Source organism: Frondihabitans sp. 4ASC-45 (assembly GCF_049472575.1).
In the GTDB taxonomy this organism is placed as follows: domain Bacteria; phylum Actinomycetota; class Actinomycetes; order Actinomycetales; family Microbacteriaceae; genus Frondihabitans.
The window spans coordinates 16,104-29,285 of record NZ_JBCEBN010000014.1 but is presented as its reverse complement, the minus strand read 5'-3'; the positions used below and the strand labels follow the sequence as shown (position 1 = coordinate 29,285).

The window sequence follows — 13,182 nt, the reverse complement described above, 5'->3', positions numbered from 1 at the left end:
GTCAGCTGTAGCGGCGCTGGGACTGCCGGTCGCGCCCCACACGGGCGAAGAACGCGCATGCAAGGCCGAGCGCCACGGCGATCGCCGCGACACCGCTGACGACCTGACCCGGGGAGTACGCCGCCGGCAGGACCAGCGTCACCAACGCCACAACGAATCGGACGAGCGCGAGCAGAAACCCGACCAGCAAGAACCTCGAGGTGATGCGGCTAGAGCGCTCCGAGCTCGCCAGCCCTGCACGCACGTGCGGGATGAGCAGCGCTGCGATGTACGCCGGGTAGGCGGTCGCCAACGTCGAGTAGAGCCGGACGAGCGGCTCGCCGAGGTTCCGGGCGAGATCGGGCGCCGGGGTGCCCGTGTGCACGGCAGCGAAGATCCCAACCTCGGCGAGCATCAGGACGATGAAGACGACCGTGCCGGGCAGCCCCGACACCAGCCGCTGCGTCCGAGGGGCGTCGTAGGCCCGCGCTACCGCGCTGCCGGCCAGCAGCAGGCCAGTGAACAGCAGCAGCTTCGCGACCAGGTCGAGCGCATTCGGCACCGGGAAGAGCGGATCGAGGGCGGCGTAGACACCCGGCGTGATGAGCGCGAACGCAGCAACGATCGAGAGCGCTGACAGGACCACCGTCAGGTTCTTCCCCGTCAACACCGCCGGCAGTCGCGTGAGAGCGAGCGCCGCCAACACCACGACGATGAGATACCCGATCACCATGTCAACCCAACGTGTCCTGAATTCGTCGCGCGGCGTCCTGGTCGGCCGTCCGCCGGCGGGCACCCCGGTGGGTTCCCGCTAGACGAGCTTGCACCAGTTCGATGAGCGCCACGTCCCGAAGCCGTGAGAGAGCATGTTCCCGGGCACCCTCGGGCCACCCCGCCTCCGCGAGGGTGAGGACCCCCGCAGCGGCCAGGCCACTGGTGAGGGAGGTGTGTGCGATCCGCGCCGCCTCGACGAGCTGCCGCGGTCGGAGCTTGTTCTCCGTGATCGCCGTCGCGAGGTTCGAGGGCGAGATCGCGAACCGGTCTCCGAGCTCCTGGCGGATGGTGCCCGGATCGACGGCGTCGAGCCAGTTACGGACCGAGTCGAACTGCGGCGGGTCCTGCCACTGTCGTGCCGGCCGCAGCAGCTCGCCGTAGCCCTCCTCGCGGCGTGCCAAGAGCTCCACCATCGCGTCCGTCAATGTCACCTGTGACAGCACCTCGACCTGCAGCGGCGGTCGGACGCCAGCGCTGAGCTCGTCGTACTCATCGAACGACGACAGGGCCTCCACCGGGGAGACGCCGAGGGATCGACATGCCTCGATCACGATCGACTCTCGCACGCGCCCACGGAGCAGCTGCGCACTCAGCGTCGTCCGGTTCACGCCCGCCATGCGCGCCAGCGGGGCCGTTCCCTCAGGCAGGCCGACACTGACAGCCCACCGTTTGAACGCACTTGCGGCAACAGACATGTGCGTCCCTCCTCAGCGAAGCGGCCCCGAGCGTGGGCAGGAGAATCAGAGGATGGATGCTCAGGGAGTAGAACGAGCCGTGTAGCTCTGTAATATTGTCACCCAGAGGGGGGTTAGGTCAGGTGGGAGCTCAATGTGTCTCGGATCGCATGGATCGCGTCGACGTTGGCGGACCAGTAGATGACCGGACCGCCTCGTTCCTGTGTCACTCGGCGCTGTCGGATCACGCCGGCCTTGAGCAGAGCGTTCAGGTGATGACCTGCGGCATTGCGCGAGAGACCCGTCGCGGCCATGACGTCGATCGCTGTGACGTCGTCGCTGTCCATCACGACGCGCAGCGTGCGGACGCGAGCTGGGGTGCCCGACACCACAGTGCAAGCGTCCTCGAGCGAGGGGGCGTCGGTGGGGCCTTCGGGCATCGCCACAGTCTACGGAAGTTGTTGCCAACGTTTGGTAATTACCATAGATTGGTAAGTGAGATCAGGTGGGCGTCGTCCGCCGATCAGGGGGCCAGCCGATGGGTCCAGGGCAATTTGTCCCGGTTCGTGCCGCAGAGGGCACCTCTCATAGGTAGAAGAACTTCGGAGGGAACCACGTGGCTATAGCTACAGCAACACCGACGGCCGCACCGGCGCGAAGCGAGGACAGCTCGATCGCCCCGGTGCGCACCCGCCGTTCATGGGTGTGGAAGGCCGGCGCCGTGGCGATCATCGTCGCCGGCGCGCTGGCGGGCGTGTTCATCTACTCGTCGAGCTCCAACACCGAGCAGGTGTTCGTCGTCAGCCGGGATCTCGCACGTGGCGACGTCATCAGCCAGAACGACCTCTCGACCCTTGACATCGCCGAGGGGCAGAGCACCAAGGGCGTCGCCGTCGCCGACTCCTCCGACGTCATCGGTCAGGTCGCCACCGTCGACCTCCCCGCGGGCAGCATGGTCACGAAGTCGTCGATCGCGTCGGCCCTGAGCGTGCCCGAGGGCAAGGCCCTCGTCGGGCTCAGCCTCAAGCCCGCGCAGCTGCCCGCGCAGGCACTCGTGGCCGGCGACCGCGTCGCGATCGTCCCGGTCGCCACCGACGCCGCTGCAGCCGGCGACTCCGCGGCCGTCACCGGCGTCGTGTCTGACACGACCCACGACGACGCCGCCGGCACCACCATCGTCGACGTCTACGTCAGCGAGACCACCGCCGCCGACCTGACCAGCCGCGCCTCCGCCGGCGCCGTCGCGATCTACCTCACCCCCGAGGAGAAGTAGCCGTGTCCGTTCTCGCCTTCACCTCGTTCGCCGGATCGCCCGGTGTCACCACCGCGGCGTTCGCGTTCGGTGTGCACTGGCCGCGCCCGGTCATCGTGTTCGAGGCAGAGACGTCGAACGTCACCTCCTCCATGGCCGGCTTCTTCCGCTCGAACCTGCGCCCCGACGCCGGCGGACTCGACAAGGTCGCCGTCGCCTACGCACGCAACGCCCTCACCTGGCAGGACCTCGTCGACCCGCAGCGGGGACTCGCCATCGCCGTGCACGAGCTGCCCGAGATCGCGCAAACCCCGATCCCCTCGATCCCCAGCAGTCACCGCATGTGGGTTGTCCCCGGCTTCTACCGGCTCGGCATCGTCGACGGCGTCCGCGGCATGTGGTCCCGGTTCCCGCACCTGTTCCGTGCGCTCAGCGAAGCCGGGTTCGACGTCATCGTCGACCTCGGCCGTATCGCGCACGAGGACATCCGCCTCCCCATCCTCGACGGCGCCGACCGGGTGCTCACGTTCGCCTCGAGCACGATGGTCGACCTCAACCGGATCTACCGCCGCACGGAGCTCCCCGACCTCGCCGACCGTCTCGAGGGCGTCGGCCGCGCCGAGAAGTACCGGCTCGTGCTGGCCGGCGCACCGGCCGAGTCCGTGCCGGCAGCATCGTTCAACGACCACCTCATGCCCGTCATCGCCGAACTGCCCTTCGACCCCGAAGGCGCCGCCGTGTTCTCCCTGGGACGCCCCGACGCCAAACCGAACCGGAACTCCTACCGCCAGGCGATCCGCCGTGCGGTGAGCGCCGTCGACGAGCAGTCCCGCAGCGACCTCGACCGGAAGGCAGTCTGATGGCCGACGAGAACATCCCCCAGATCGGTATCGAGCAGCGCCCGTTCCTCGGCGACCTGATCATCCGCACCGGCACCACCGCCGACGCACAGGAGACCCCGCAGAGCGGCACCCCGAACGGGCAGTCCCACCTGTTCGCCGCCGCCACCGGCTCGTCGCGCCTGCACCTCGTCGAGGACTCGGCGCCGGTATCCGTCCCCGAGCCCGTCGTTCAGGGGTCCGCCCCGCAGGAACGCCCGCGCGCTCACGCCGCCCGCCTGGCCGTCGACGCGCACGACCACACCGCGCTCGAGGACGACGTCGACTGGATCCTCGTCGACAAGTTCGTCAAGGAGCTCAGCGTCGACACCGCGAACACCCGCAGCCGTCAGGACTTCGACGTCGCCACCGCCGCCGCCGGCCCCGAAACCGCCTACGAAGAGGCCGCGATGGCCGACATCGTGCGCCTGGTGCAGCGGCACGTCGACTGGTCCGTCATCAACCTCGGTCCGGACACGGAATGGTCCGAAGAGACCCGCAACCGCTACGTGCAAGCCGTGTTCGACTCGGCGTTCCGCTACGGCCGCTTCCAGCAGTACCTGCGCGAGCCCGACGTGGAAGACATCTCGATCGTCGGCTACGACAACGTCATGGTGACCAAGTCGAACGGCGTCAAGGAGCGGCGCCGTCCGTGCGCCAGCAGCGACGAAGAGCTCGAGCACTTCATCGCCGACCTCGCCAGCTGGCGAGGCCGCGCGTTCAGCCGGCCCAACGGCCACCTCGACCTCGACATCGGCGGCGCGCGGTTCTCCGCCACCGGCAAGCCGATCACCTCCGTGCCGAACGTCACCATGCGAAAGCACAACCACGTCGACATCGACATGCAGACCCTCGTCGAGCTCCAGACCATCAACAACAAGATGCTGGGTCTGCTCATCACCCTCGCCCAGGCCAACGTCTCCGCTCTCGTGTCCGGCTGGGCAGCGGCCGGCAAGACGACCTTCCTCCGGGCGTGGATGTCGGCCATCCCGTGGGACGAGAAGATCGTCACGATCGAGACTGAGCACGAGCTCTACCTCGGCAAGCAGAAGCACCGCCACGCTCAGGTCCAGGACTTCCAGTACCTGCCCTCGAACCTTTCCGGCAGCGACATGGTCGCCACCTACAGCCTCGAGGACGCCTTCCGGGAATCGCTGCGCTCCTCCGCGCAGCGCATCCTGTTCGGCGAGATCCGCGGCGCGGAAGGTCCCGTCGCGATCAAGGCGATGCAGGCCGGCAAGGGATCGATCTCGACCATCCACGCCCGCAATGCCGACGACGCCCTGCACCGCTTCGCGGACATCCTGATGAGCGAGCAGGGCCTCAGCGACGACACCGTGCCGCTGCGCCAGATCCTCCGGAGCATCGACATCGTCGTGCACCTCGACACCATCCCCAACGCCGACGGCACCCGACGTCGCATCGTGTCGGAGATCGCCGAAGTCATCCCGCGCCCCAACGAGCAGCTGCCGATGGCTGCGCAGCTGTTCGCGTGGGACTACGACCGCGAGGAGTACACGATGCCCGAGAAGCCCAGCGTGCAGCTCGCAACGACCCTGCGTCGCGCGGGGCTGCACACGGACTTCTTCTGGGGAGACGCGAGCTGATGGCCCTCCTCGCAGCCCTCGTCGGCGCCGGCATCATCGGCGGGATCATCCTGCTGATCGTGGCGTTCCAGCCGGCGCCGCCGAAGCGTCAGCGCGACCGACGTCCGGCCAAGACCACCGCGCTCTGGGCGCGTACCAGTCCCCGCACCCGCCTGCTGCTGCTGATCGGCGTCGTCGTCGGTCTCATCAGCGCCACCCTGTCGGGCATCATCGTGCTCGCCGTGGTCATCCCCGTCGCGTTCGTCGGGCTGCCGCTCCTGCTCGGCAAGCAGGACACCCGAGAGCGCGACCTCCTGTCCGCCCTCGAAACCTGGGCTCGCAGCCTCGCCTCGACCGCCGACACCGGCTCGTTCACCCTCCGTGAAGTCATCGCGGTCAGCCGCGCCTCCGCACCCCCGATCCTCCGCATCGCGATCGACCGGATGCACAACCGCATGTCGGGCTCCTGGTCCAACGCCGCAGCCCTCCGCGCGTTCGCCGACGAGATGGACAACGCCTGGGCCGACGAGGTCGTCATCTACCTCATCCAGGCCGCAGAGTTCAACGCCGGAGGGCTGACGAAGGCGCTCGAGAGCCTGGCCGACAACCTCGCCACCCAGGTCAAGCAGCGGATCGCGATCTACAACGAACGCGACAAGCCCCGACGCACCCTGATGACCCTCACCGGGATCGTCGCGATGGTCCTCCTGGGCATCGTCGCGTTCTCCCGCACGCCCCAGCTCGCCGCGTACTCCACCCCGGTCGGAGAGATCATCCTGACCGTCATCCTCGGCTCGTTCGTGCTGCTGCTGGTCTGGGCGAAGGCGCAGACGCGCGGCAAGCCCGAGTCGCGCATCATCATCAACCAGGCCCCGGAGGAGAGCGCATGAGCCCCGTCATCGTGGCCCTGCTGCCCGGCGCCGTCGTCGGCCTCGGACTGGCCCTGATCCTGCTGCACTTCGCCCCGCGCATCATCCACGTCGACGACGCCCTCGACCGGCTCGGCGACCTGTCCCTCACCCCCGCCTCGGCATCGACCATCACCCGGTCCGACCGGATCGGCTCCTGGGTCAGCCGGCACGTGCCGAACATCCCCGGATTCGCGGCACCGGTGAAGCAGCTGGACCTCCTCGAGATCCCCGTGAGCAAGTTCTACGCACAGAAGCTCCAGTTCGCGGCGTTCGGTTTCGCTGGCCCGCTGATCATCCCGATCTTCTTCCAGCTCGCCCTCGGGTTCTTCTTCCCGCTGCCGCTGATCCTGAGCCCCGTCCTGGCGTTCATCATGTGGACGGCGCCGGACGCGACCGTCCGTGCGAAGGCGCGCGAAGCGCAGCGCGAGTTCACCCGCTTCGTCACCGTCTACCTCGAGCTCGTCGCCGTCGCACTGCTCGGGAACACCACCGCGGACAGCGCCCTCACCAGCGCGGCGAGCGTGTCCGACTCCTGGGTGTTCCGCCGCATCCGCCGGGAGTACCAGGTGGCCGACCTCACCCGCATGTCCAAGTGGGACGCCCTCGACCGGCTCGGCGAACAGATCGAGGTTCCCGCCCTCGTCGAGATGTCTCGCATGATGCGGATGGCCGAAGCCCGCGTCGGCCTCCGCGACCAGCTGCGCGCCGCCTGCGACAAGCTCCGCACCCAGGTCGCCGCCGACGACGCAGCAGCCGCAGAGCGCGTCACCTCCCGGATGGACGTGCCCGTCATGCTCACCCTCGCGCCGATCCTCGCCATCGTGATCGCGCCCACACTGCTTCAACTGACCACCCTGTAACCCCAACCAAGGAGAACGAAATGAGCAAGATCAAAGACCGCCTGCTGAACCGTCTGGTTCGCACCGACGTCGCACTTCGCGAGCGTGTCGAGAAGCTCCGCGAGGACCAGGAAGCCGGCCTCGAGCAGGCAACCTGGACCGCCATCGTCGCCGTCGGCGGCGCTGTGCTCGCGATCGCGATCATCGGCCTCGTCACCGCGTTCGCGACCGGCTACCTCGGCAAGCTCCCCGGCTGAGACGCGAATCGTGAACGCCATCAGAAACCAGAGCGCACGGCTGCGCCGCACGCTCGGGCGTCGCCTCGGGGAAGAGGACGGTCTCGCCAGCGCGGCCATCGTCCTCCCCGGGGTGATCCTGCTGGTGTTCCTCGCGCTCCAAATCGCCCTCTGGTACCTCGGGTCCAACGTCGCCCAGAACGCCGCCGTGGCGGCCTACAGCAGCGCCCGCGCCTACCAGTCATCCGGTGCCGCCGGCCGCTCCTCCGGGGCCGAGATCGTCAACCAGACGGGTGGGTTCCTGAACTCGCCAAACGTCCAGGTCGACCGAGGCGCCACCACCGTCACCATCACCGTTACCGGCCAGGCCGTCTCTCTTATCCCCGGGGTCAGCATGCCCGAGGTCAGGCGCACCATGACAGGGCCGATCGAGCGATGGGTGCCGGCACCGTGAAGTTCATCCGCCGAGTACTCCGCGACGAACGCGGCGACATCGAGGACATGCCGAACCTGGCCATCCTCCTCGTCGGCGTCGTCGTGCCCTTGATCGCCGTCGTCGTCTTCATGGGCCGCTACGGGCTCGCCGACAACAGCGTCCAGAGCGCCGCCGCCGCCGCGGCCCGAGACGCCTCCCTCTCTCGCACCGCAGGAGAAGCCGTGCCGCACGCCAAGAGCGCAGCCACGATCGCGCTCACCGGCAACGTCAGATGCGCGAGCCTCGACGTCTCGATCGGCGGCAACGGGCTCAGCACCGGCCTGGGCGAGACCGGCACCGTCAGCGCCACAGTCCAATGCACCATCAACACCTCGGACCTGGCCTTCCCATTCATCCCCGGCTCGATGACGATCACCAAGACCGCCACGAGCCCCGTCGACCCCTACAGGGAGAGGTGACCCGGTGAAGTACACCCCGCTCATCGTCGTGCTCGCCGCGGCCCTCATGCTCATCGCCGGCATCGTCGTCGACGGCGACGGAAAGACCCAAGCGGTCCAGCAGTCGCTCACCGTCGCCGAGGGCGCCGCCCGAGCAGGAACCAACGCCGCAACCGGCAACGCCGTCAACGGCGACGCCTTCACCCTCAGCAGCACCGCAGCGGTGAACGCCGCCAACAACTACATCTCGGCCTCGGGTGCTCGAGGCGAGGCGCGCATCCAGGGCGACCAGGTCGTCGTTACCGTGCAGATGACGTACACACCGAAGATCCTCGGCACGTTCGGCATCGGGCCCCTGCCCGTCCAAGCCTCCGCCGCAGCACGACTCGTCGACGGCAACTGACCCAGCGAAGGACGAACACATGACCATCACACGCAAGCTCGCACCGCTTACCGCGGTCGCTCTGAGCGCAGTCGTCCTCCTCGCCGGATGCACCAGCACCCCCGACTCGAACGCAGGACCCACGAAGACGCCGTCGTCGAGTGCCAGCGCGACACCGACACCCACGTCGACCCCCTACGAGCCCGTGAGCGACCCCGGCAAAGTGAGTCCGCCCAAGAGCAGCGACGACGCCTACGTCGCCGCCAACCGCACGGTCAAAGACTTCGTCGCCGTCCAGTACGAGATCCAGGCAGACACCGGGGCCAAGCCTGAGCGCATCGAGCCGTTCGCCATTGGAAGCGCTCTCGAGAACGTCAAGACCGTCGCCGCCGGCCTCGCCGAGAAGAAGATCACCACCAAGGGCGCCCCCGTGTGGACCGCAGACGCATCCACCACCACATTCGGCGTCCTGACACCCTCCCAGGGCACCCCGATCGACAACGGCATCGTCTACCTCAAGGGCTGCTACGACGTCTCGAAGCAGACCGCCACCTACGACGACGGCTCGGCCGCCCCGGTCTCGGCGCAGCGTGTGACTCCGGTGCAGTTCAACGTCCGCTACGTCCCCCAGGACAAGTCGTGGAAGGTCGACGCCCTCCAGAGCATCAACGGGCAGCAAGGAGCACCGGCATGCTGATCCGACGAGTGCACGCGCTCCTACTGGCGATGGTCTTCGTCCTCGTCGGTGTGCTGGTAAGTGCCGCGCCGGCAAGCGCCAACGGCTGCGATCTGGACCCCTTCAGCCCGACCTGCGTCGTCACCATTCCCGTTCCTGGTGGCGGTGGGGGCACGACTCCCAACCCCGGCGGCGGGGGCGGCGATGACGGGGCGCCCGGCGGCTTCACGCCCGGCCCAACGACGTGCAAGTTCGACGACACCGAAGTCCCGTGCTCGAGCGACCAGGGCAGCTACAGCAACAACAGCAACTGCACCGGCTACGTGAAGCTCCAGGACCCGCAGACCGCACCGCCTGCCGGCAAGACCGCCGCGGTCGGCGCCTGGTACACCTGCAGCGCCTACTGCCCGCCCGACGCCGGCGGTGGCCGCGACTGCTACGGCGCCTCGTTCTGGTCCGACACACCTCCCGCAGGCGTTGTGAGGTACACGCCGGCGCAGGCCGCTGCCGCGCTCGTGAAGACGTTCCGGCTGCGCGGTATCGACATCGGCATGGCTCCCGAGAGCAAGACCCACTCCGACGACCCCGCCGGCACCGCTCCGTACCGCCGAACCTGGGTCGGCATCCCCGTCTGGCTCTGGGCTAACGACCCGGCGCCGCTGAACTACGGTCCGTACACCGAGACCGGCACATTCGGCGGAACGACGGTGACGGCCACGGCCAAGGTCTCGTCGGTCACATGGACGAGCGGGGACGGCCAGAGCGTCACGTGCGCCACCGGCACTCCGTTCAACCTCGCCGCGATGAAAGACCAGCTCGCGCAAGACTCGCCCACCTGTGGGTTCCGCTTCAAGAAGACCTCCGGCGCGGACCAGTTCACCGTGACCGCCACGAGCCACTGGACCGTCACCTGGACCGGTGGCGGCGCCAACGGTGAGATCGCCGTGCGCGACACTCCGAGCAGCACCACCGTCCGTGTCGGCGAGCTGCAGTCCGTGAACACCGACGCCGTGAACCCCCTCGGTTAGAAAGGACCAGCTGATGCGCAAGCTTCTCGCGGGCCTCGCCTCCCTGATCGCCCTCCTGGTGATCATCATCGGAGTCCCGGCCGTGCTGCTCACCGTGGCCGGCAACCCCTTCCCGACGGGAGGGCAGCTGCAGAGCATCGTGTCGCTCACGCCGGACTACGGCAACGTCATCCTCCTGAGCAAGCTGCTGCCACTGATCGGGTGGGTGGCATGGGCTCTGTTCGCCATCCCGATGGTGATCGAGATCCTCGCCTCCCTCGGAGGTCGCACGACGAAGAAGCGGTCGTGGGCGTTCAAGGGCCAGCAGCAGCTCGCCGCGACGATGATCGCCGCCATCCTCGTGATGTTCGCCGGGTTCGGCGGAGTCATGGGAGCGGCTCAGCCCGCATCAGCTGCCCCCGCCCCCGCGACCACCACGACAACCTCGCAGAGCGCCCAGCAGGCACCTGTCACTGCAACAGACACGGCCCCCTCTCCCGTCGCCGAGGCACCGGCACCCGTGGCCGAGGCGCCCGCTCCCGCGCCCACCATCGACGTCGCCCACACCGTCGCCGACGGAGACACGCTCTGGGATCTCGCTGAGCAGTACTACGGCGACGGCACCCGCGACATCGACATCTACAAGGCCTCCGCGGCCACGGTCCAGCCCGACGGAAGCCACCTGACCGACCCTGACGTCATCCGCCCAGGATGGAACCTCACCGTGCCTGGTGTGGCCGCCCCCGCCACGCCGGCACCGGCCCCGGCACCGGCGCCGGCCCCGGCTCCCGCCCCTTCCGACAGCGGCGCCGCACAGGCGGGTGCCGATGCAGCATCGCCGCAGGCTGACGCCCCCACCGACCAGGCTGGCGGTGCCGGCGGAAGTGGTGCCGTGGGCGGAGGCGCGACCGTCGAGACGCCCGCGCCGGAATCGACCTCGACGCCCTCCGCCACCCCGTCGACGAGTGCGTCGAGCAACGCCGGCGCCGAGCAGGGTGCGACCTCGGTCGACGAGGCGGACGACGACATCGACCTCAGCATCCCGCTCTCCACTGCCGGCGGAATCGCCGGCCTGCTCGCGGCCGGTCTCCTCGCCGCCCTCGGCCGCCGCCGCCTGCAGCAGCGCCGCAAGCGTCAGCCCGGCACTCGGATCGCCATGCCTGAGCCCGAGGTCGCCAACCTCGAGCTCGAGCTGCGGATGATCGAGAACCCGCTCGGCCTCGAAGACATCGACAACGCTCTCCGCGGTCTGCAGATCTGGGCCGAAGACACCGGCGCGGTCCTCCCCGAGCTCTTCGCGCTCCGCCTCGAGGAGCAGGAGATCGCGCTCTACCTCAGCGAGCCCGCGGATCTCCCGGCACCGTTCGTGCAGGCATCCGCCGATCGCACCGCGTGGGTCGTCGAGCCCGGAACGGCCACCGCTCCCACTCGCGAATCGGTCTCCCCGTACCCCGCACTGGCGACGATCGGCATCGACGACCACGGCGGCGTCCTCATGCTCGACCTCGAGCAGGTCGGATCGCTGAACGTCGTCGGTGACGAAGACACCGCCCGGGGCGTTCTCAACGCGATCGCCGTCGAGCTGGCCGAAAACCCGTGGTCGGAGCAGATCGAGGTGACGCTCGTCGGCATGCCCCACGGCCTCGCCCGGGATCTCGACCGCTTCCGCGTGCAGCACGTCGACGACGTCGCCGCCCTCGTCCGGAACCTGCGCACGAGCCTCGAGGGGCGCGAAGCCTCGTTCGAGAGCTACGGCGTCGACGGCGTCCACAGCGCCCGCACCCGCGCCACCGACGCCGAGTCCTGGGCGCCGCACGTGGTCATCCTCGGGCAGCTGCCCGACGAGGCAGTCCAGGCCGAGCTGCAGGAGCTCGTCGAGCGCGTGCCACGGCTCGGGATCGCCACGGTCGCCAACGGCGACATGGTGGGCAACGGTTCGGTCGTCCGGATCTCCTCCGCCAGCAGCGCTGAGCTCGTCTCGCCCGGCGGAACCATGCCGCCCCTGCCGTTCACACCCCAGGTGCTCCAGGGTCGCGAGCTCGAGCTCGTCCAAGAGCTCTTCGCCACCACCGAGCAGGCGCCCATCGCCGCGCCGCCCACCACGCCCGTCGACATCGTCAGCACCCCGACCCTCGTGCCCACACCGGCCGCAGGCGACGATCTGACGGCCGCAGACGTCGAGGTGGCAGAACTGACCACCGAGGCAGACTCCACAGCGGAGAGCGCCGCTGAGGACGTCTCCGACGTCACTGAGGACGCCGAGCTGGCGCAGCAGCCCGTGTCCGATCTGGCCGACGAGAACGTCACCGACCAGGTCACCGATGTCTCACCTGAGCCGGAAAATGTCCCATCGGCCGGCGCAAGCGCCACCGCACCGGACTGGCCCGCCCCCTACGTGCGCATCCTGGGTCCCGTCGACGTGCTCCACCTCGGCGAGCCGGACCGGCTCCCCGGCCGAGGCTTCGAGCTCCTGGCGTTCCTGAACCTGTCCGCGCCGGTGAACGGCACCATGCTGCAGCAGGCGTTCTGGCCCGACACCGTCAAGGCCAAGGACAACCAGCGCAAGCTCGTCCGCCTCGTCCGCAACGCTCTCGGCGCCGCGCCCAACGGCGAGCAGCTGTTCCCCGAGAACAAGAACCAGGAGGGCTACCAGCTGCACCCGGTGATCCGATCCGACTGGGACGACTTCCGTCGCCTCATCGGCGACGACCTCTCCCGCACCAGCAATGAGGACCTCGTCGCTGCGATCCGACTCGTCCGCGGAACCCCGTTCGCAGGCATCAGCACCCGCCGCGGCTGGTGGGCCTGGATCTCCGTGCTGCAGGAAGAGCTGATCGCCGCCGTGATGGACGCCGCCGACGAGCTCGCCCGCCGCGCGCTCGAGATCCGCGACGGCAACCAGGCCCGCTACGCCGCCGGCGTGGCCAAGGCCGTGGAACCGCTCAACGAGGCCGGCTGGCGCACCGAGCTGCGAGCCGCGATGCAGGACCGCGACACCGACGAGATCAACCGCATCGTCGACGAGATGTACGCCCGTGTCGGCGGCGGAGATCCCGACTACGAGCTCGACCAGGAGACCGCCGAGCTCGTCGACGCGGCCACCCGATGACCGGGG

The 13,182-nt window shown here is 68.9% G+C and carries 15 protein-coding genes; 12 read left to right on the top strand and 3 right to left on the bottom strand.

Annotation, left to right across the window (positions count from 1 at the left end; genetic code table 11):
- Window position 1: 1 nt before the first annotated feature.
- From VH571_RS16195 to VH571_RS16185, 3 genes are all read right to left on the bottom strand, one after another.
- Window positions 2-709: a hypothetical protein gene (locus tag VH571_RS16195; RefSeq protein ID WP_423265446.1), complete on the bottom strand. Its 708-nt coding sequence runs from the start codon at window positions 707-709 to the stop codon at window positions 2-4.
- A gap of 4 nt (window positions 710-713) precedes the next feature.
- Entirely contained in the window at window positions 714-1,448 is a 735-nt protein-coding gene (locus VH571_RS16190) for a hypothetical protein (RefSeq protein ID WP_423265445.1), read from the bottom strand.
- Window positions 1,449-1,561: 113 nt separating this feature from the next.
- Complete coding sequence (locus VH571_RS16185) at window positions 1,562-1,867, bottom strand: ArsR/SmtB family transcription factor (RefSeq protein WP_423265444.1); 306 nt, start codon at window positions 1,865-1,867, stop codon at window positions 1,562-1,564.
- A 176-nt stretch (window positions 1,868-2,043) separates the two neighbouring features.
- On the opposite strand from VH571_RS16185, the gene VH571_RS16180 reads away from it, so the two are divergent.
- From VH571_RS16180 to VH571_RS16125, 12 genes are read left to right on the top strand one after another with little or no spacing between them, the layout of a single operon-like run.
- Window positions 2,044-2,700, top strand: coding sequence for an SAF domain-containing protein (locus VH571_RS16180; protein WP_423265443.1), 657 nt, complete (start codon window positions 2,044-2,046; stop codon window positions 2,698-2,700).
- A gap of 2 nt (window positions 2,701-2,702) precedes the next feature.
- The gene (locus VH571_RS16175) at window positions 2,703-3,539 is read left to right on the top strand and encodes a hypothetical protein (protein ID WP_423265442.1); all 837 of its coding nucleotides are present in this window, start codon (window positions 2,703-2,705) and stop codon (window positions 3,537-3,539) included.
- Window positions 3,539-5,164: an ATPase, T2SS/T4P/T4SS family gene (locus VH571_RS16170; protein WP_423265441.1), complete on the top strand. Its 1,626-nt coding sequence runs from the start codon at window positions 3,539-3,541 to the stop codon at window positions 5,162-5,164. The genes VH571_RS16175 and VH571_RS16170 overlap by 1 nt, the downstream gene beginning before the upstream one ends.
- Window positions 5,164-6,033: a type II secretion system F family protein gene (locus VH571_RS16165; RefSeq protein WP_423265440.1), complete on the top strand. Its 870-nt coding sequence runs from the start codon at window positions 5,164-5,166 to the stop codon at window positions 6,031-6,033. Before VH571_RS16170 ends, VH571_RS16165 begins: the two co-directional genes overlap by 1 nt.
- Window positions 6,030-6,914 (top strand): hypothetical protein, encoded by an 885-nt coding sequence (locus VH571_RS16160; protein ID WP_423265439.1) that lies wholly within the window; start codon window positions 6,030-6,032, stop codon window positions 6,912-6,914. The genes VH571_RS16165 and VH571_RS16160 overlap by 4 nt, the downstream gene beginning before the upstream one ends.
- A 20-nt stretch (window positions 6,915-6,934) precedes the next feature.
- Entirely contained in the window at window positions 6,935-7,150 is a 216-nt protein-coding gene (locus tag VH571_RS16155; RefSeq protein ID WP_423265438.1) for a hypothetical protein, read from the top strand.
- 10 nt (window positions 7,151-7,160) lie between these two features.
- Window positions 7,161-7,583, top strand: coding sequence for a hypothetical protein (locus tag VH571_RS16150; protein ID WP_423265436.1), 423 nt, complete (start codon window positions 7,161-7,163; stop codon window positions 7,581-7,583).
- Window positions 7,565-8,023 (top strand): hypothetical protein, encoded by a 459-nt coding sequence (locus VH571_RS16145; protein ID WP_423265435.1) that lies wholly within the window; start codon window positions 7,565-7,567, stop codon window positions 8,021-8,023. Before VH571_RS16150 ends, VH571_RS16145 begins: the two co-directional genes overlap by 19 nt.
- A gap of 4 nt (window positions 8,024-8,027) precedes the next feature.
- Window positions 8,028-8,405: a hypothetical protein gene (locus VH571_RS16140; protein ID WP_423265434.1), complete on the top strand. Its 378-nt coding sequence runs from the start codon at window positions 8,028-8,030 to the stop codon at window positions 8,403-8,405.
- A gap of 19 nt (window positions 8,406-8,424) precedes the next feature.
- On the top strand, window positions 8,425-9,081 hold the full coding sequence (locus VH571_RS16135; RefSeq protein ID WP_423265433.1) for a hypothetical protein: 657 nt from the start codon (window positions 8,425-8,427) through the stop codon (window positions 9,079-9,081).
- Window positions 9,075-10,088, top strand: a complete 1,014-nt coding sequence (locus VH571_RS16130) for a hypothetical protein (RefSeq protein WP_423265432.1) — start codon at window positions 9,075-9,077, stop codon at window positions 10,086-10,088. The genes VH571_RS16135 and VH571_RS16130 overlap by 7 nt, the downstream gene beginning before the upstream one ends.
- Before the next feature lie 13 nt (window positions 10,089-10,101).
- Window positions 10,102-13,176, top strand: a complete 3,075-nt coding sequence (locus tag VH571_RS16125; RefSeq protein WP_423265431.1) for a hypothetical protein — start codon at window positions 10,102-10,104, stop codon at window positions 13,174-13,176.
- The last annotated feature ends 6 nt before the right edge of the window (window positions 13,177-13,182 follow it).